This window comes from Vallitalea longa (assembly GCF_027923465.1).
Taxonomy (GTDB): domain Bacteria; phylum Bacillota; class Clostridia; order Lachnospirales; family Vallitaleaceae; genus Vallitalea; species Vallitalea longa.
Window position 1 is genome coordinate 1 of record NZ_BRLB01000003.1, and the last position, 19,337, is coordinate 19,337.

The window sequence follows — 19,337 nt, forward strand, 5'->3', positions numbered from 1 at the left end:
AAGTTTACCTTTCTAATGATAATCACCTCTGTCTTTAAAATACATGAGGTTTTATTATATACCATAATTAATAAATAGGACATAATCAATTGTGGTACACTAAGACATTATCATAAATCAATCATACTTTCATAACGATTTTATTTTTATTATTGACATATAGTGATTCATAAGGTAAACTAATAATATATACACGATAACCGATAGGAATATTCGGTATTAAGAAAGGGGATTATAATTATGAGTAATATATATAATAATATATTAGAATTAGTAGGTAAAACACCACTAGTGAAAATCAATAAATTGAATGATACACATGCAAATTTGTATGGAAAAGTAGAATACTTTAATCCAGGTGGAAGTGTTAAGGATAGAATAGCTCTTGCTATGATTGAAGAGGGTGAGAAAAAAGGTCTAATCAATAAAGATACTGTTATACTGGAACCTACCAGTGGAAACACAGGAATAGGAATAGCTATGACTGGAGCGGTAAAAGGATACAAAGTCATATTGACAATGCCTGATACAATGAGTAAGGAAAGACAAAACTTATTAAAAGCATATGGCGCTGAATTGGTTTTAACACCTGGAACTAAAGGAATGAAAGGAACTATCGATAAAATAGAAGAATTGAAACAACAATATCCTAATCATTTCGTACCACAACAATTCAATAACCTAGCTAATCCAGAGATTCATAGAAAAACTACAGCTTTGGAGATAATTAATGATACTGACAGTAAAGTCGATATTTTCGTAGCTGGAGTAGGAACAGGAGGAACTGTAACTGGAATAGGAGAAGTATTGAAAGACAAAATTGATGACGTCAAGGTGGTTGCAGTAGAGCCAGATAATTCTCCAGTACTTTCAGGAGGTAATCCTGGCCCACATAAAATACAAGGTATCGGAGCCGGATTTGTTCCTAACGTATTGAATGAAGATGTAATAGATGAGATAATCAAAGTGAAAGATGAGGATGCTTTCAATACTATGAGAAGACTTGCAAAAGAAGAAGGATTACTTGTAGGAATATCTTCTTCAGCGGCAGTCTTCGCAGCGATTCAACTAGGTAAAAAAGAAGAAAATAAAGGTAAAAACATAGTTGTTGTTCTACCTGATAATGGAGAAAGATACTTGTCTATGAATATATTTTAGATAGAGGTGTACTTATGAACATATCCAATAAAAGCAGATATGGACTGAGAGCAGTAGTTTATTTAGGGATTAACTATCAAAAAGAAAATGTCTCTCTAAAAGAGATATCAGATAAAGAGAATATATCTAAGAGATATCTTGAACAAATATTTGCTGAACTGAAAAAAGGTGGTATCATCAATAGTACTAAAGGGACAAAAGGAGGCTATTTCTTAACACGAAAAACTTCTGATATTACAGTTAAAAGTATTATTGAATTATTTGAAGGAAATTTAGAAGTTGTAGAGAAAACGGATAATTACAATATTGAAGATCTGGAATATACCATCATAAATAAAGTATGGAACAAGATGTCAGATGCATTGGTTGAAGTAATTGACAACATCAATATTGAAGATATAATCAACGATTATAATTCATTGAGCAGGAGTATGTTTTATATATAATAAAATTCAATTATCCACTATCAATCATATAGTGGATAAAGAACTGAAAATTCGCTTTGCAGAGTAATAAGGCTATTAAGCTATTATTCTGCAAAGCTTTTGCTGGTTTCTGAGTGTTTGTTTTAATACATACAAAACAATGGTATAGATGATTCGTTTAACAATAACAACAAAAGAAAAATATATATAGTAGGAGAAAGAAAAATGAAATTAGGTACATTATGTTATATAGAAAAAGATGGAAAGACTCTTATGCTTCATAGGGTCAAGAAGAAAAACGATATTCACGAGGGTAACTGGATTGGGCTTGGCGGAAAAATAGAGAATGGGGAATCACCCGAGGAATGTGTCATTAGAGAAATAAAAGAAGAGAGTGGTCTTACAATTAAGAACCCTACATTGCGAGGAATATTGACTTTTCCTGAATTCGGCAAGGATGATTGGTATGTTTTCTTGTATACTGTAAATGATTTTGAAGGTCAACTCATTGAATGTGATGAAGGTAATCTCAAGTGGGTAAATAATGAAGATGTGCAGAAATTGAAAATGTCCCAAGGAGATAATCTTTTTCTTGAATGGTTAACTAAATATAAGATGTTTTCTGCCAAATTCACATACAAAGATAAAAAATTAATTGATTATGACTTGGTGGTTAATTATTGAGTTATAATTAATGGTAAGAGTTAATAATAAAACCATTAAATTAATGAAATTTAATAAAAAATTAATAAAAAATATAAATAGTGACATATATTTGACATATACTGCATTGAATAGTAAAATTAATTGCATAAATTTGTGAAAAAAAATAAAATAAATAACATTTGAGCTGATTATAGAGTATATTGTCGTATTTTATCTTTTTTGTAGATGTTATTATAATTAACACGTAGGCAAAAGTGGTTTTTCTAAGCTCAATTTATACCTCTAAATATATTGGATATAAAAAACTATTCATATATAAATTTATTATAATTCAATTTAGAGTGTATAATCATTAAAATTTAGCTCTAATGCTATTAAAATGAGAGGAATGATATATTATGAAAGATGCAATAATTTATATTTCGGATTGTATGTATATAAATAAATATGTGAAAAAGTATTGTAGTGAATACTATAATTTCTTGATTCTTCAAAAAAATAGTTTTTATTATAAGGATTCAGCAAAAGCTACGTATGATGATATAGGATTTATTGATGATATTTCAAATATAGATAGTATTAAAAATATCATAGATGAAAATCCGAATGTTAATGTAATAAGTAAAATAATAACTTTTGATGAGTTTTCAATAGAAGTAGCAGCGGAACTTAGAGAGATATATAATGTAGATGGTACAGATCTTAAAAGTTCTAAATATGCAAGAGATAAATTTTTAATGAAAGAATTAATGGTTAAAAACGGTATAAAAACTGCCAGATATGAAAAAGTTAACAGCTTTTCAGAGATAAAAACTGCCGTAAAAAAAGTTGGTACTCCTTTTATTATTAAACCTCTTAGCGGAGCAGGTACGATTGATACATATAAAATAGAAGATAATGAGCAATTATTAGAGTTGAAAAATAAAATGCTTAAAAATTTTCCATATATTATTGAAGAATATATAGATGGAAGAGAATATCATTTAGATTCAATTTCATACGAGAACAATGTTGATTTTGTAGCAATTTCTAAATATACGGAAGATTCGATATTGAAAGCCATAACTGAACAAAAGGCATATGGTTCTGTGACATTTCCACAAAAATATCATGATACGTGTTTACTGAAATCACTTATTGAAGTAAATGAGAAGGTAATAAAGGCGTTAGCTATAAAAAACGCTGTTTACCATGCTGAATATTTTGTAACAGATTATGGGGATATATATTTTGGAGAAATAGCAATTAGAGTTGGAGGAGGGCCAAGAATAAAAGCTTGTATTGAAAATACTCATGGTTTGGATATTTATGAAGCGGCTTTACTTGTAAATATTGGGAGGCGAGATTTTACAGTCAGCCATAGAGAAGTATTTACAGGAAGAATGAATTTTAATATTCCTTCTAAAAGCGGAGTAATTAATAAAATCTCAACTCCGGAACAATATCAAAAACAAGAAGGGGTTATTGAAACATTGATGCTAAGAAAAGAAGGTGATGTAATTCCAAAGTACAATAGTAGTGCAGTTCGCTTAGGACATATCATTATAGAAGATGAAAAATATTATCAACTAAAATTAAAATTGAAAAACTCGCTAAGTCAATTTGTTTTAGAGACTAGGAGTGAAGTTTAATAGAGTGATAATTTTTGTATATAATATGAAGTATTGTAGATTACAATTTCTATGGTGATAATAAAAGGGATTCAACTATGTAAAAACCAATATGGGGTTTTAAAACAAATAGAAGAATAACAGAAAATTACACTATAAAATTTTATTTAAAAATACCGGACATTTAATATCGCATTTATATAATTTGAAATATTTATACAATATTATTGGAATTATATGATATAATGTATAAAACTAAAGAAGGTGCAAAAGTAATGAAAGTGAAATATACTATTATATTTTTAATAATTGCAATATTAGTGGGTTGTGTAAAAAAAGAAACTCTTTTAATTGAATCAAAATTATTGATAAATAAAATACCTATGGATGATGATATTGTTGTACCATTAAGTTATTATAAAGTAAAATCAGCAGATACCCAAACATATTTATTAATGAATGATAATATTGAAAAGTATGATGAAGTTTATTTACATGCATGTATAGATATTGTACCTTCAAAAGCAATAAAACGCATTAGCCAGAAACTAAATTTTGAAAAATCTTTTCAAGAATTAAAGGAATCATTAATTAAGTATTCTTCTCAAAAAGATTATGAAGCCTTTTTTGTAGAAGCAAAAGATGGATTAAGTTGGAAGATTTATATACTTGATGAGGGAAAATTAAATGAAATGACTATAAACCACAATAAAGAGATGAATATACAAGATGTTCAAATAGATGAAAATGTTATATATATATATTCTGAAAAGATATATAAAATTAATTTGATTGATTACAGTACAGAAGTAATACTCGATGTTAAAGAAAAATTGGGATTAGATGGGACAGGAAATAAAGTATTTATCAAAGATAATATCTGTGTTCTATCAATTAATTCAAGTTCCAGTAAGTCCAAAGGAAATAAAGGATTATTGATAAAATATGATTTGGATAGAGAAACATTGTTGACAGTCGATGAAAAAGATAGGATAAATCAAATATTTCCATATAAGAATGGATTCGTTGCTACATGTAGCCAAAATGATACATGGGATCCAATTGTAAAGTATTATGATTCTGAATTTAACTTAACGATGGAAAAGAAGCTGAATATTGATTCCCAATTTGGTCATGTAACTTTTCCATACTATGGAAACTTAGTATATATATTTAATGATAAAATTTATACTTGTATGGAGGTAGATGGAAGTCATATAGAAGAAATTGTTATTATAGATATTGAATCTAGCGAAATACTATATCAACTGGAAATATCATATAAGGACAGGCAAGGGTTTATATTGTCAGGACCAAGTTTTTACAAATTGAATAATGGTAAATTGATAAATCTAAAAAAATTCTAGTGGTATGAAAATCAGATAAATAAATTGAATAAATATTCATTGACAAGTGTATTTATTAGTGATATAATTAATAAAAATATTTTATCGTAAGAAAGTTATACAGTATAAAAGCAGAGAAAAGGAAGAGTATAATATTCTAGATTTATAGAGAGGAGATGCTGGTGGGAATTCTCCATGAAGGAATATTGGAAGGTAGCCTTGGAGCTGTGAACCGAAATCGTAAGAGAGTAGGCTTCAACGGAATCCCACCGTTATTGGGGAGCTAATATCAGATTATGCATCTCGTATTAGACTAAGTGGCATAACATGCAAAATAGGTGGTACCGCGGAGATAATACCTTCGTCCTTGTAATTAAGGACGGAGGTTTTTTGTTTAAATAAAGAATTCAACTTCCTATTTTTATTAGAAAAAATTTTTTTATAAGAATCATATTTTTTATTTTTTACAACCATTAACTAATAATAATAAAAATATTAAAAAGGAGATGTTACATATGTTATTAACTGGTGCAGATATAGTTGTTGAGTGTTTGAAGGAACAAGAAGTAGATACCATATTCGGGTATCCGGGAGGAAATGTTATTCACATATACGATTCATTGTATAAAAATAAAAAGTATATTAAGCATATATTAACTGCTCATGAACAAGGAGCATCACATGCAGCTGATGGTTATGCAAGGTCTACAGGTAAAGTTGGAGTATGTATCGCTACTTCTGGACCAGGAGCTACTAATCTGGTTACTGGTATCGCTACAGCTTATATGGATTCTGTACCTATGGTTATAATAACAGGTAACGTTCCATTATCTTTACTAGGAAAAGATAGTTTTCAAGAAGTTGATATAGCAGGTGTTACAGCACCAATTACCAAACATAATTATATCGTAAAAGATATAAATAGATTAGCTGATACAATTAGAGAAGCTTTCTATATTGCAAAGGAAGGTAGACAGGGACCTGTACTTATCGATATTCCAAAAGACATAGCAATGGGTACTACCGATTATGAATATAAACAACCCAGATTGGTAAAAAGAGCTTGTAAGAATATTACGGATGAAGCATTAAATAATGCTGTTGAACTTATTACTGATTCCGAAAGACCTTTCATATATATTGGTGGAGGAGTAGTCAGATCAGAAGCATCAAAGGAATTATTATCATTCGCTGAGATGATAGATGCTCCAGTTACCTCTAGCTTAATGGGACTAGGAGGTTTTTCTGGCAACCATGAATTATTTACTGGTATGATTGGAATGCATGGAACAAAAGCATCCAATAAAGGTATAAATAAATGTGATTTGGTAATTGCCATAGGAGCAAGATTCAGTGATAGGGTAGTAAGTAAAGTGGAGAAATTTGCACCTAATGCCAAAATACTTCATATTGATATTGATCCTGCAGAAATAAATAAAAACATAGTATCCTATCATTATATAGTAGGAGATATAAAAGAAGTATTATCAAGGCTGAATAATCAATTACAAAAACAAGATAAAGTAGATTGGGTTAATGAAATTAAAGGATACAAAGAAAAATATCCGTTAAGATATAAGAACAATGGACTGAAAGCACAATATATAATTGAAAAGCTTAATGACCTGACTGATGAAAATACAATTATAGCAACTGAAGTTGGACAGCATCAGATGTGGACAGCTCAGTATTACAAATTCAATAGACCAAAAGAATTTTTGACATCTGGTGGTCTTGGAACAATGGGATTCGGACTTGGAGCAGCAATAGGAGCACAAATTGGGAATCCGGATAAAACTGTTATCAATATCGCTGGTGATGGCTGTTTCAAAATGAATCTTATTGAACTTGCAACAGCCGTTAATTATAATTTGCCAATAATCATCATACTCATCGATAACAACTCCTTAGGTATGGTTAGGCAATGGCAGACACTTTTCTTTGAAGGAAGATATTCAGAAACTACTCTTAATCATGTAACTGATTTTGTTAGGTTAGCAGAGGATTTTGGAATGAGAGGATTAGAGATTAGTAATAAAGAACAAGTAGAAGAGGTATTGAGTGAAGCTATAAATTGTAAAAGACCAGTATTGGTTCACTGCAGAATCAATGAAGACGATAAAGTATTCCCAATGGTTGCTCCAGGGGAATCTATTGATTCATTGATTATGGAAGGTTAGGATTGATAATTTTCTGTAGGTTATTAAACAGGATGCTATAATAAAAAAACATATTACAACATAATATCCTATATTAACAAAAAATATTTAGCGATGAAGAGTTGCTTACATTAGCAAAGCTCGCTTTGCAGTCGAACAAATACATACTTGTCATTGCAATAACAATTTTCATCTAGTTAATAGTTTAATAGTCGGTATGGTTCAAGCAATAAATTTGGAATTGGCTAATGAATAAAGCTAACAAATAAGAAAAAGTAAGAAAGATTAATACTGAAGTGCTCCCTGACAATAGACAGCAAAAATAACAAAACTTTTTATATCTCTAACCATTAAAGAAAGTGGTTAGAGATATTTTGATAAATATTATTATATAAGAGTAAAAGGGTATAATGGTTCAGGAAAATATTTATTAAGATGTAAAAATTATAATAAATCTACAAAAATAACTTTAAATGATCAAGTGGAATTAGCAAAATTAGTTAATACTCTAAAGACTGTTTCTTCAAGACTTATTAGGAAAAAACATAGTGAATATTTAAAAGAATATTACTGGAAACCCGTATTTTGGAGTAGAAGTTATTGCATTTTAACAACTGGAGGAGCAACAATAGAAATGATTGAGAAATATATTCGCTCTCAAGCAGGAGTTAAAGATTAAAAACCGTTCCGATTCATCTCCCTCCTAGTTAGAGGAGGTGGTTTTCTCGAAACATCTAGATAAAAAAACAATATTGTTGATGAAATTTTTCTGATATGTAATTTTGAACTTTAATAGATAATTAAATAACTATAAAGAAGTTCCAGTTACAACTACTGTAATTGGAGCTTTTATTTGTGAGTTCATGGACACAATCTTATAGATGAAATCCCTAGTGACGGTTAATAGTACCAAGAGCTAAGCTTAAGATAAAAGCACATACTTTGAAATCTAATCTTCTAAATTCACTTTGTTAAAAACATACTATTGCTACACAGAAAAAACATGGATTTACAATATGTGTTATTAATGATATAATAATTAATATTTAAAGAGATACTGATTTAAATTAGTGAAAAAAGTTAATGAAGGAAGTAATTATGAAAAAAGTTGTAGGAATACTAATTATTCTGTTAATTGTTATAATGGGTTGCATTCCTAATGTTAAAATAACAAATAAATCTTATAATGATACAACCCAAAATTGTTTATATAACTATAGCGAATTTTTAAGAGGAAATATAAGTGTTAAGGATAATAATGACATGATTGAAATAAGTGATATTTATTCCTTAGAAGAAAATTACAATAGATACACGCTTTTTGACTCTAATAAAAATGGTATTCCGGAACTGCATCTATCATCCATGAGAGAATATAAAATTATAGAGTGTGATGAAGACACTTTACAAACGATATTTTCAGGTTCTGGATATGATACATTATTGAATAATGGTGCTATATTATATAACAGATTTGGTAGTGGTCCTGAACATGTTAGTTATACATATACAGAGTTAGATGAAGATAACATTGTTACTCAAATAACATTTGATAAGTATAATACAATGAATAATATATTAGATGATGATTTATATTTATTTGAAGGCAAAGAAGTTACAAAAGAAGCATTTGAAGAAAAAACAAAGAATTACTTGGATGTAGGTTCTGACATGATAATATGGTCAGATTATTGGACGTTCCTAGTTAAAAATTACAACAATATTATATCAGCAACAAGAAAATTATGATGATGACATGAAGCTATATTCACAATCAATATATAACCTACAGCACACTGAAAATATCTCCAGTAAACTTAGAGAATTGCAAAAAGCAAATATATGATTAAAGTTGTATAATTTAACTGGATTTTAGCAATAAAAATTCCTTAACATATAGATTCTGAAATTACAGAAGCTATATCTATTAGTTTACAGGTACATATACTTCCCAAATTGTATCTTCTATATTATCAGTAATAAAGCGATTGCCAATTTTAATGATAAAAACACTGCCGGTAATCTCTAGTCCATTGTATTCTGCAAAGGATTGTATACGTTCAATGGACTTGTCAGCAAGATCTGGATGACCGAAATGATAAGTGAAGATTACATCTCCAATCTGCTTTACTTCAGGATTTGGGTAGCCTTTAGAAGAATAAGTCATTTTCATAATGGATTTAACATGATTATCATAAAAATAATTCGCATCATACAGATTATTGAACGCTTTACTTCTCTTTAAATCAAATTCATAAACTAAATTGTAATGATGAATATCTTGAGTATCCAGTGGGTGCTTTTTTTCAATTTCTAGTTGTGCTTCATTAAAATGATTCCAGTCTTTTATCCTTTTTGCAGATATTGTTATGCCCTTTAATTCAAAATCATGAATTATATGAATTGGTGTATTACCATTTTTTATATGTTTAAGAGCATTATCCAGACGTTGGAGCACATCTTCATATTCTTTTTGTTGGTATTGAAGTTTACGTATTAAGGCATCAAAGTCACTTTTTCTGTCGTGAAGGGTGCTTACCGAATCTTCAATGTTATCCAATGCATAAAAATCATTGATTTCACTTAATGAAAATCCTAGTATTTGTAAAAACTTAAGTCTAGAAAATTCTACGAATTGCTTGTTGCTATAGTATCTGTAATTATTTTTCTTATCTATGTATTCAGGTTTGATTATACCTCTTCGCTCATAATATCTTATTGCTTGCTTACTAAGGCCTTTGAGTTTGGCCATTTCACCAGTTTGCCAACTTTTATTCATCTTTTCACACACCTTATATAAAAAAACTTGACTGTATACCAAGTATATACTTTAGAATAACATAAAAGTAAGAAAATGACAATCATTATCAATTATTTCTAAATTGTCAATCGCATGAAAAAGAAAAAGTATATAATAAGGTATATAAAAGTAAAAAAATAAGAAGGAGGTTTAATAAAATTTTTAATCATTTAGAATATTTTGTAGACATGAGAATAAATTATGGGGGTAATGATGATTAGTTTAAAAGAGAATAGAAAAAATATGAATATATTAATAACATTTTTCTCTGCAACAGGTAACACAAAAAAAATTGCTGATGTGATACATAAAAATTTATGTGACTCTAATTTTTCTGTTACTATGGTAGATATTACTTCTTTTTTTAGCAGAAAAAAGGAAATTCAGATAGACCAATACGATGCTATTGTTTTTGGGTTCCCCATTTACTCAATGAGAGCTCCACGTGTATGTAGGGAATGGCTACAAACACTTGACGGAAAAGGAATGAATTGTTCAGTTTTTTTTACTTATGGAGGTTTTGGAAAGGATCCAGCCCATTATTTCATAAAAAGATTATTGGAGAAACAAAATTTTAATGTTGTGTCAACAGCAGAATTTCTAGGAGCACATACATTTAATCATAGTGGATGGAAAGCTGTTATGGATCGTCCCAATCAATTAGATTTTAAAGTTGCAGAAGAGTACATATCGAAGACGGTTAGACGATTTTTAGGTGATGATTTAAATGAATTAGGAGATTTTGATAAGCCCATATATGAAGAAAATTTATTTGATAAAGCAGAAAAATATAGATTCGGTTTAATTACAAAGCTTCCCACAAGGGATTCAAAAGATTGTTCTATGTGTGGTCTCTGTGAAAAACTATGCCCTGTAAATGCTATGGATATGAAAAAAGGTATTGCTGATAATCGTTGTATTGCATGTTTTAGATGTATAGCAAATTGCCCTGATGGTGTTTTGCATACAAATGATTTGTCAAATAGTTGGGATAAAAAATTAGAGATGCATAAAATGACAGAAGAAGAAGTAAATGATTTAGAAAGTAAAATATATTTATAATAAGTTTATTGAATAAGAATGCTATATATGACCTTATATAACCTCATATGTATGACCTCATTAATGATTATAGATTATATCCCATATTTTCACACAATATAACATCACTTTAGTGTATAATCAAATGACATACAATTATACAATATATTCAACAAGTCAAATATTAAGAAATATTAGTTAGTGAGGAATTTAATATGAAAAGCATTCAAAAAGTAAGATTAATAGTTCAATTAATATGTGTTGTATTGACGCTAATTGGATTTTTTATGAATTTTCGAGTAACCATGATCATTATTATGGTAACTACATTAATAGGTGGAGCCTACTACTGTGGGTGGGTTTGCCCATTTGGTACTTTGCAGGATATAGCCAGTAAAATTGGAAAAATGTTAAAAATCAAGAAATATAAGATGCCTAAGATTATTCAGCGATACCTAAAATATTCAAGATATGTTTTACTCGTTGCATATCTAGTCTTTAGCTTTGATATTATTTATGCGATTTTCTCGTATGATCCAAGAGTAAACTTGATAAAATATCTTGGTGGATCATTTTCAGGTATTGTTCCGTTGATTATTCTAATTTCTTTCTTGGTAATAGGGATGTTTTTTGAAAGACCGTTTTGCAATTATTTGTGTATAGAAGGGGCAAAGTATGGGGTAATCAGTTCATTAAGAGTTTTCACTATTAAGAGAGATGAAGCTAGCTGTGTAGGATGTACCAAGTGTGATAAGGCTTGTCCCATGAATATTGAAGTATCAAAAATGGAACAAGTTCAATCACTTCAATGTATAAACTGCTTTGAATGTGTTAGTGCTTGTCCTATAAAAGATACTCTATCCTATGAAAAAATATCATTTACTCATAAAATGAAACGTAAATATACTGCCGCAATCTGTATCATTGCGTCTATTGCAGTTGTTTCATTCATTAGTATCGGCATAACAGGAAAACTCCCATTGGGTATGAAATTGGGAGAGGATAGATTAACTAATACAACAACAGGAACCTCATCAGAAACTACAATAGATGGTAAATTAGTTTCTGTGGGAGAGGCAGCTGGAATTGATGACGGTGTATATGAAGGTACGGGGATGGGTTTTAGAGGTGAGATAAAGGTAGAAGTAACAGTGACTAACGAAATAATTATTAAAATTAAAGTAATAGAAAACATTGATGATAAAAAATTCTACAATCGTGCTGAACCTGTTGTTACGAAAGATATTATTGAATCACAATCTTCCGATGTAGATACTGTAAGTGGTGCAACCTACTCTTCCATAGGAATAATAGACGCAGTTGCCGATGCTCTGGAAAATGCTAGAAAGTAGATTGAAACTTATTTAGAAGAAATAGGCTACCAGTAATACCATTATGATGGTTTTAGTAAATAATTTTCATCAAGAATCCGCTAATATGTGGATTCCTGATATTATTTCTTAATCATATTGATTATATTCTTAACTTTGAAAGATGTACCAGCTGGAACAGTTGGAGTTACGATATCACAATTTTTACATAGACAATTCATTGACCTGTCTTTTAACATGGTTTTTCTGACTTTGTTGTATTTATCGTTATTCCAGATATCTATAAGCTTATCTTTAGTCAAGTCCCCCATAGTGACTTTACCAGTAGCATCGTTACAGCATAGACTGAGTTTACCATCAGGTCTTACTACTGCTTGTTCAAATGGATATAAACATGCGGATTTCAATTTGTGTTTTTTCTTTGTTCTGTTTTTGGCTTGTCCACTTCTGTTTAGCAATACTTCATTTTGTTTTCTAAGATATATGTGTACTTTATCTTGATAAGGTTTTGTCAAGGCATATTCGTATACCTTTTTAACTGGTTCAATAAGAGTAAGATCATCATTGTAATTATCAATGGTTATCCAATCTAGGTATTTCATCAATTCTTCAAATTTTTGTATAGTTAGAAGTGAACCGTTGGTAAATAAATATAATGTAGCGTTGGGCAGTGATTCTTTTGCTGTTTTTAAGAATTTGAATAATCTTTTATCAAGTAGTGGTTCATTATTAGAGTACAAACCTATACTTCCGTGATAGTCTAAGTCTTTTAGCTGATTGATTATTGAGTTGAATAATTCCGCATCCATCATCTTAAAAGGTCTAGGGTCAATGTTATGGTTGATGGGACAGAAGGAACAACTACCGTTACATCTGTTGATAGTTTCAATTTCAATTGTTTTGAATAGTGGATATTCTATTTGTAGATAATAATCTTTTGCTCTTTTTATACTTCTTTTTTTATATATTCTGTCAAATAATAATAGGCTATTGGGTAGAATGTATTTCTCAAATGCTTCAGGATGTTTAGTTTCTAGAGAAGATTTTACCTTCCCGATTAAGTTTTTATATGGATTAACAATCATGGTTTTTCTCCTTATTTTGTGTATTTTGGTATGTGATTTATTTTAATGTAACTAAAATTTATAATAGAAATAATAAATAGATTAAAAAGTAGTATATATGTTTTGATGAAATTATCATTGCATTATAAATTTTAGTTGTGTGAATTAAGTGTTATTACACTTATAATAATGAATAGATATTAGATAAATTACTTACTGATCTTTTTTAACACATAATAACTAGGTTTTGTATGTCTGTAAACATAATCTCCAGATTTCCATTGTATATATAGATACTTTTCATTATTGATTTCTTCAATTACATATGCCGCTTTTGTTTGATCAAGAGGAAAATTCATTACAAAACCATTCGTCCAACTTGAAAGAGGTTTCTCATCAATACTTCCATTTTGTTTAAAAGTAAGGCACTCAAATATAAATTCATTATCATTATTCTTAGGTATATAATTATTGTAATCTTTAACAAAATCAACTGTTTTCCATGTTCCTACAAGGTTAGTGTCTTCAACAAAAGGTACTTGTGTATCATCAATATTTCGATGAGAATAAACATAATATTGGGTGGTAAAATTAATTAATACAATAGTAATTATTATTAATATAATTATCTTTAAGTTCTTTGCTCTATTTCTATATTTATATCCTAAAATCTTACATAAAGTAATTATACAAATCAGAGATATTATAATTAACATAGTGATCTGATAAGATTCTATAAGATATATATTTATAAAATAAAAACCTAATAATAAACCATTATTAATTGTTATTAATTTAATTATTAATATTAAACTTAAAATACATATCAAAGCTGATAAAATTTGAATTTTAATATATTTATTTAATATAATATATATTAGTGTAGTTAATATGTAAAAAGTGAATATTAGATTTGTGATTACAAGTATTAATAAAGGTGGATTAAAGTTATAAGAGTTAACATAAATATATGCTATTATTATTCCAAAGATAATACAATCCATGTATACTACTATGCAATTTGCCATTACTATTTGAAATACACTTTTAGGTATTAGCCCCATATGTTCTCTATTACGTAATGTATCGTTGACAATATGATTAAGTCTTTTTAATAGAATTATAAAGGAAATACATAATAATATTATAGTTATTGAGATAGTAGTGTTTTTGTTAGTTAAATCATAAATTGATATATAAATAATAGAAAAAATTATAGTCATAACTAATAAAGCCCATATAAAAACTCTATCTCTTTTTAATTCATACTTTATTAAGCTTTTCATTTCATCACCTCTCTAAAAGTTTTCTCGATAGACTGACCCTTTTCAATTCGTAAGTCCTCACAATCATGTATACCTAATATCTGACCTTTTTTAATGAATATAACTTTATCAAGAAGTTTTTCAACTTCAGATATAAGGTGTGTAGCAATAATTATTGTTGAATCCATATCTATTTCATTTATAATGGTATCTGTCACTTGGTCTCTTACAAGTGAATCCATTCCACCTAATGGTTCATCTAATAGATAAAGACCACATTTACGAGAGATAGATAGAGCTACTCGTAACATCTGTATAGTTCCTTTGGAAAGATGTTTAATCTTTTTATTGTCAGGTATATCAAGATTAATATTCTTGAGTATGGAATAGAATTTATCTTTATTGAAATCATTGAACATTTCAGTATGGAAATTCACTATATCCTTTAAATTCATCCATCTTGGTATGGCATTGTTTTCAGTAAGTAATGAAACATAAGATTTTGTCTTTTCACAGGGACTCGTTCCGTTAATTAGTACTTGACCTTTTTTATATGGTAAAAGTCCAGAAACTACATTCATAAAAGTAGTTTTTCCACTGCTGCTAGGACCTAACAATCCAACTACTTCTCCTTTATCAATATGGATACTTATATCATTTAACACTCTATGTTTACCATAATTTATTGATAGATTCTTAATGTCCAACATATTCTTATTCTCCTTCCACATATGAATCAATAATCTTCATAATCTCTTTTTTGCTAAATCCCATATTAATCATACGATTAGCGAAATTCATAACCGTATCTTTTGCAATTTCGTCTCTAAGATTTATAATGCTATTACTGTCACTAGTTACAAAAGAACCCATACCTCTTTTGGAAACTATTATACCTTCGCTTTCTAATTCACGATAAGCTCTTTGGACAGTGTTTGGATTAACTTTTAGATCTTTTGCTAATTCTCTAACTGATGGCATTTTTTCACCTTCTTTCAATTGTCGCTTGATAACTAATTCTTTTAGATATGATAATATCTGAATATATACAGGAACATTATTATCAAATTCCATAATCACCCTCCTATCGAATACTGTATTAATACTATAATACAGTTATAGCATAATGTCAAGAAGTTATTTCTACGTATCTTACAAAAATGTAAGTTTATAGTAATATTTGTAAGATGAATTTATTGTTAAGTAGAGCGGTTATGTTTATAATATAACCTGTAATCAAGAAATAGTTGATATTAAAAATATTTTATAAATATTTCATAGATAAATGAGGAGGATAATATGAAACAAATAATAAAAGTTAGCAACGTAACGAAAATATATGGTTCTAAGATGAACAAAACAACTGCACTTGTAGATATTAATTTTGAGGTGAACCAAGGAGAATTCGTTGGTATTATGGGACCATCTGGTTCAGGTAAGAGTACACTTCTAAATGTCATATCTACAATAGATAAAACCACCAGTGGTACAATTAGCTATGAAGGTAGAGATATTGGACAGTTGAAAGAGGATGATTTAACTGATTTCAGAAGAGATGAATTAGGTTTTATATTTCAAGATTTTAATCTATTGGATACTTTAAGTGTTGAAGAGAATATTATTCTTCCATTAGCTATATCTAAGGTACATGTAAAAGAGATCAATAAAAGATTAATGGAAGTAACCAAAATTCTTGGTATCAATGATATACTAAAAAAATATCCATATGAAATATCAGGTGGTCAGAAGCAGAGAACAGCTGCTGCAAGAGCTATTATCAATAATCCAAAATTAGTATTAGCAGATGAACCTACAGGAGCTTTGGATTCAAAATCATCAGCAGAACTGCTTTCATGCATGAAGAAATTGAATAAAGAATATGACAGTACTATTCTTATGGTAACTCATGATGCTTTTGCAGCAAGTTATTGTGACAGGATATTATTCATAAAAGACGGAAATATCTATTCAGAACTTATTAGTAATGGCGATAGAAAGCAGTTTTATAATAAAGTTATTGATGTTCTTGCAATGATGGGGGGAGACCTTAATGACGTATTATAGTATTATGTTCAATAATATGAAAAAGAATTTTAAAAATTATTATATATATATCATGTCGACTGTATTTAGTGTATTGATTTTTTATTTGTTTAATTCAATTAAGTACAATAAAGAGATGATGGCGGCTGTTAATTCATCTGGGAATGTGACAGCTGTGTTTAGTGCTACTAGTTATATAGTTTTGCTATTTTCATTAATTTTCATATGGTATTCTAATTCTTTCTTTGTTAAGAAGAGAAAAAATGAAATAGCACTTTATTCATTATTAGGTTTGAAGAAAAAGAAAATAGGAAGAATGCTTTTTGTTGAGAATATGATTATTGCTGTAATTGCACTAGTGATTGGTATTGCTGTAGGTACACTGTTTTCTAAATTAATTGTAATGCTCATTCTAAGAATGCTAAATGAATTCGTTTATGTTAGTTTTTCATTTTCAATTAGGGCAGCAAGAGATACTGTAATATTCTTCTTGATTATATTTTTGATTGCATCTATTCATAGTTATAGGTTGATTTATAAAGTCAAATTAATAGAATTATTTGCCTCTTCTAGAAAAAAAGAGAAACCTTTTAAGACAAGACCAATATTTGCAATAATTTCATTAGCTCTTGTCATATATGGATATTACTTATCTCAGCATATGGTTAATGCGCTTTTTGTAATTAATGTATTTATTGTACTTGGTACCGTAATTGCAGGTACTTATGGATTATTCTCATATTTTCTAGTATTTATAGTAAGAATGCTGAAGAAAAGAAAGAAAATATTATATAAGGGTAATAATATATTAGCGATTTCAAATATAGCTTATAGAATCAAAAGTCATACGGTTACTTTTGCAACTATCGCTATACTTAGTGCTTCTACTATAGCGGCATTAGGAATGGTAGATAGTGCGTATTATGATTTTAAAACCAATGAAGCTGAGAATTACCCATATACATTCACTTATAAATATATTGATGAAGCAACTAATGATAAGGTGTTAGACATAGTTAACAATAGTGATAAAAATGAACTTATAGGTAATATGAAGATTGATAGGGCTAAAGTTAGTGGTATGATAAATTATGATTTTGAAACAAAAGTAGCTGAATGGAATCTAGGAAGTGATCAAACATTTTATACAATTTCCAATTCTACTTTTAATAAAATGATGGATATCAGAGAAATGGATAAGCAGATAAAATTAAAAGATGATGAGTGTGTTCTGAACTTTTCAAGTGTCCAGTTGTATGATCTCCATAAATTGAAAGGTTCTACAATAGACGTAAATGCCAATGACATATCAGCAGGAAAACTGACTATCCAAAAATTATATAAACAAAGTATTGTAAAAAACGGATATGATCCTATGTATTTAGTGGTTAGTGACAATATTTATGATAAAATCATTGAAAGTGGAGCTGAAACCAATAGTTATTATGCTGTAAAAGTAACAGATCCACTTGATAGCAAAGAATTATCAGATGAAATAATTAAAACTGTTCCAGCCGATAATGGACTTACTACATACTACTATCATTTTAAAGATGCGAATGAAGCTTATGTAACTATACTTTTTGCAGTATTTTTTGTGGGAATTATTTTCTTGATATCAACAGGAAGTATAATATATTTCAAATTAATAACTGAAGCTAATGATGAAAGAGACAGATATACAATACTAAGAAAAATCGGTGTAAGTAAAAAAGATATAACAAGGTCTGTCAAGAAGCAGATATTACTGATGTTCTTGTTACCGCTAATTGTTGGTCTCTGTCATTCAGGATTTGCACTTAGTGCATTTAATCAAGTATTGAATGCTCATATATTAACTCCTGTAATTGTTACTATGGTAGGGTATTCAGTAATTTATTTAATATATTATTTCCTTACTGTCAATTACTACAAGAAAATCATATTAAAAAAATAATTATTATCTTTATTTTTCATTTCAATATTAGATTTAAAAAAATGATTGCTGCTTTTGTAGAATGAAATTATAGTAGACATTAATATATTCATTCTACTAAGCAAACCTTTTTAGGGCTGTCTTAAAATATTAAGTGGCTCTTTTTTTAATTACTGAATGATAACTAAAACATAGCATATAAGGTAATAACTTGAAGATTATCCTGTTTGTTAAGTTATTAACTCAATTTTCCCGACATTTAATTTAATGCAGGTAAATAAAGGTTATAGGTTTGGTTTACGCAATAAAAAGTTAGAAAAAATACTTATATTCTATTCTGAAAAGCCTTTTGATTAGCTTGTCTACATAGAATATTGAAGTGGGAAAGTTGATATATCAACTTAAACTATTTAAAAAAATATTATAATAGCAATTGTAAAAATCCTTAAAATTAGTTATAATAGTCTGGGAAAACCTAAAATATGACCTTATTTGTCATTTTCAATATTGTCAT

At 28.6% G+C, this 19,337-nt stretch carries 17 protein-coding genes and 1 other annotated feature; of the genes, 12 read left to right on the top strand and 5 right to left on the bottom strand.

From position 1 onward, the window contains the following. Positions 1-240 precede the first annotated feature (240 nt). The 8 genes from cysK to QMG30_RS07975 all read left to right on the top strand — a co-directional run bounded on the left by cysK (position 241) and on the right by QMG30_RS07975 (position 9,113). Positions 241-1,158, top strand: coding sequence for a cysteine synthase A (cysK, locus tag QMG30_RS07940; RefSeq protein WP_281814273.1), 918 nt, complete (start codon positions 241-243; stop codon positions 1,156-1,158). A gap of 14 nt (positions 1,159-1,172) precedes the next feature. Continuing rightward, positions 1,173-1,604, top strand: a complete 432-nt coding sequence (locus tag QMG30_RS07945) for an RrF2 family transcriptional regulator (protein ID WP_281814274.1) — start codon at positions 1,173-1,175, stop codon at positions 1,602-1,604. Positions 1,605-1,808: 204 nt separating this feature from the next. Next, complete coding sequence (locus QMG30_RS07950) at positions 1,809-2,267, top strand: NUDIX hydrolase (protein WP_281814275.1); 459 nt, start codon at positions 1,809-1,811, stop codon at positions 2,265-2,267. A gap of 380 nt (positions 2,268-2,647) precedes the next feature. Further along, positions 2,648-3,880 carry an ATP-grasp domain-containing protein gene (locus tag QMG30_RS07955; protein WP_281814276.1) on the top strand — a complete coding sequence of 411 codons (1,233 nt, stop codon included), beginning with the start codon at positions 2,648-2,650 and terminating at the stop codon, positions 3,878-3,880. 254 nt (positions 3,881-4,134) lie between these two features. Then, complete coding sequence (locus QMG30_RS07960; protein ID WP_281814278.1) at positions 4,135-5,226, top strand: hypothetical protein; 1,092 nt, start codon at positions 4,135-4,137, stop codon at positions 5,224-5,226. 104 nt (positions 5,227-5,330) lie between these two features. Continuing rightward, positions 5,331-5,577 (top strand) — a binding site (T-box leader). Positions 5,578-5,720: 143 nt separating this feature from the next. Beyond that, positions 5,721-7,385: a biosynthetic-type acetolactate synthase large subunit gene (gene ilvB / locus QMG30_RS07965; RefSeq protein WP_281814280.1), complete on the top strand. Its 1,665-nt coding sequence runs from the start codon at positions 5,721-5,723 to the stop codon at positions 7,383-7,385. A gap of 442 nt (positions 7,386-7,827) precedes the next feature. Next, positions 7,828-8,043 carry an IS200/IS605 family transposase gene (gene tnpA / locus QMG30_RS07970; RefSeq protein WP_281814836.1) on the top strand — a complete coding sequence of 72 codons (216 nt, stop codon included), beginning with the start codon at positions 7,828-7,830 and terminating at the stop codon, positions 8,041-8,043. Between the two features lie 419 nt (positions 8,044-8,462). Next, positions 8,463-9,113 carry a hypothetical protein gene (locus tag QMG30_RS07975; RefSeq protein ID WP_281814281.1) on the top strand — a complete coding sequence of 217 codons (651 nt, stop codon included), beginning with the start codon at positions 8,463-8,465 and terminating at the stop codon, positions 9,111-9,113. Between the two features lie 178 nt (positions 9,114-9,291). Here the strand turns inward: QMG30_RS07975 and QMG30_RS07980 are convergent, their stop codons facing one another. Further along, positions 9,292-10,143, bottom strand: a complete 852-nt coding sequence (locus QMG30_RS07980) for a MerR family transcriptional regulator (protein WP_281814283.1) — start codon at positions 10,141-10,143, stop codon at positions 9,292-9,294. Positions 10,144-10,377: 234 nt separating this feature from the next. Between QMG30_RS07980 and QMG30_RS07985 the strand changes: the two genes are divergently transcribed. Together QMG30_RS07985 and QMG30_RS07990 are read left to right on the top strand one after the other, a co-directional pair. Further along, positions 10,378-11,226: an EFR1 family ferrodoxin gene (locus tag QMG30_RS07985; RefSeq protein ID WP_281814285.1), complete on the top strand. Its 849-nt coding sequence runs from the start codon at positions 10,378-10,380 to the stop codon at positions 11,224-11,226. 194 nt (positions 11,227-11,420) lie between these two features. After that, on the top strand, positions 11,421-12,557 hold the full coding sequence (locus tag QMG30_RS07990; RefSeq protein WP_281814287.1) for a 4Fe-4S binding protein: 1,137 nt from the start codon (positions 11,421-11,423) through the stop codon (positions 12,555-12,557). Between the two features lie 101 nt (positions 12,558-12,658). Here QMG30_RS07990 and QMG30_RS07995 read toward each other — a convergent pair whose 3' ends face one another. The 4 genes from QMG30_RS07995 to QMG30_RS08010 all read right to left on the bottom strand — a co-directional run bounded on the left by QMG30_RS07995 (position 12,659) and on the right by QMG30_RS08010 (position 15,939). Then, a complete protein-coding gene (locus tag QMG30_RS07995; protein ID WP_281814288.1) occupies positions 12,659-13,621 on the bottom strand; it encodes a radical SAM/SPASM domain-containing protein in 963 nt (320 codons plus the stop codon). A 188-nt stretch (positions 13,622-13,809) separates the two neighbouring features. Beyond that, positions 13,810-14,886 carry a hypothetical protein gene (locus QMG30_RS08000; protein WP_281814290.1) on the bottom strand — a complete coding sequence of 359 codons (1,077 nt, stop codon included), beginning with the start codon at positions 14,884-14,886 and terminating at the stop codon, positions 13,810-13,812. Continuing rightward, a complete protein-coding gene (locus QMG30_RS08005; protein ID WP_281814293.1) occupies positions 14,883-15,575 on the bottom strand; it encodes an ATP-binding cassette domain-containing protein in 693 nt (230 codons plus the stop codon). Before QMG30_RS08005 ends, QMG30_RS08000 begins: the two co-directional genes overlap by 4 nt. Before the next feature lie 4 nt (positions 15,576-15,579). Beyond that, complete coding sequence (locus QMG30_RS08010; protein WP_281814295.1) at positions 15,580-15,939, bottom strand: GntR family transcriptional regulator; 360 nt, start codon at positions 15,937-15,939, stop codon at positions 15,580-15,582. A gap of 225 nt (positions 15,940-16,164) precedes the next feature. Between QMG30_RS08010 and QMG30_RS08015 the strand changes: the two genes are divergently transcribed. Together QMG30_RS08015 and QMG30_RS08020 are read left to right on the top strand one after the other, a co-directional pair. Further along, positions 16,165-16,929, top strand: a complete 765-nt coding sequence (locus QMG30_RS08015) for an ABC transporter ATP-binding protein (protein ID WP_281814298.1) — start codon at positions 16,165-16,167, stop codon at positions 16,927-16,929. Continuing rightward, positions 16,916-18,844: an ABC transporter permease gene (locus QMG30_RS08020; protein WP_281814300.1), complete on the top strand. Its 1,929-nt coding sequence runs from the start codon at positions 16,916-16,918 to the stop codon at positions 18,842-18,844. Before QMG30_RS08015 ends, QMG30_RS08020 begins: the two co-directional genes overlap by 14 nt. Positions 18,845-19,337: the final 493 nt, after the last annotated feature.

What these genes read in the sequence shown, in the direction of transcription:
- cysK (WP_281814273.1), top strand. Translation starts at nt 241, where the DNA reads ATGAGTAATATATATAATAATATATTAGAATTAGTAGGTAAAACACCA.
- QMG30_RS07945 (WP_281814274.1), top strand. Translation starts at nt 1,173, where the DNA reads ATGAACATATCCAATAAAAGCAGATATGGACTGAGAGCAGTAGTTTAT.
- QMG30_RS07950 (WP_281814275.1), top strand. Translation starts at nt 1,809, where the DNA reads ATGAAATTAGGTACATTATGTTATATAGAAAAAGATGGAAAGACTCTT.
- QMG30_RS07955 (WP_281814276.1), top strand. Translation starts at nt 2,648, where the DNA reads ATGAAAGATGCAATAATTTATATTTCGGATTGTATGTATATAAATAAA.
- QMG30_RS07960 (WP_281814278.1), top strand. Translation starts at nt 4,135, where the DNA reads ATGAAAGTGAAATATACTATTATATTTTTAATAATTGCAATATTAGTG.
- ilvB (WP_281814280.1), top strand. Translation starts at nt 5,721, where the DNA reads ATGTTATTAACTGGTGCAGATATAGTTGTTGAGTGTTTGAAGGAACAA.
- QMG30_RS07975 (WP_281814281.1), top strand. Translation starts at nt 8,463, where the DNA reads ATGAAAAAAGTTGTAGGAATACTAATTATTCTGTTAATTGTTATAATG.
- QMG30_RS07980 (WP_281814283.1), bottom strand. Translation starts at nt 10,143, where the DNA reads ATGAATAAAAGTTGGCAAACTGGTGAAATGGCCAAACTCAAAGGCCTT.
- QMG30_RS07985 (WP_281814285.1), top strand. Translation starts at nt 10,378, where the DNA reads ATGATTAGTTTAAAAGAGAATAGAAAAAATATGAATATATTAATAACA.
- QMG30_RS07990 (WP_281814287.1), top strand. Translation starts at nt 11,421, where the DNA reads ATGAAAAGCATTCAAAAAGTAAGATTAATAGTTCAATTAATATGTGTT.
- QMG30_RS07995 (WP_281814288.1), bottom strand. Translation starts at nt 13,621, where the DNA reads ATGATTGTTAATCCATATAAAAACTTAATCGGGAAGGTAAAATCTTCT.
- QMG30_RS08000 (WP_281814290.1), bottom strand. Translation starts at nt 14,886, where the DNA reads ATGAAAAGCTTAATAAAGTATGAATTAAAAAGAGATAGAGTTTTTATA.
- QMG30_RS08005 (WP_281814293.1), bottom strand. Translation starts at nt 15,575, where the DNA reads ATGTTGGACATTAAGAATCTATCAATAAATTATGGTAAACATAGAGTG.
- QMG30_RS08010 (WP_281814295.1), bottom strand. Translation starts at nt 15,939, where the DNA reads ATGGAATTTGATAATAATGTTCCTGTATATATTCAGATATTATCATAT.
- QMG30_RS08015 (WP_281814298.1), top strand. Translation starts at nt 16,165, where the DNA reads ATGAAACAAATAATAAAAGTTAGCAACGTAACGAAAATATATGGTTCT.
- QMG30_RS08020 (WP_281814300.1), top strand. Translation starts at nt 16,916, where the DNA reads ATGACGTATTATAGTATTATGTTCAATAATATGAAAAAGAATTTTAAA.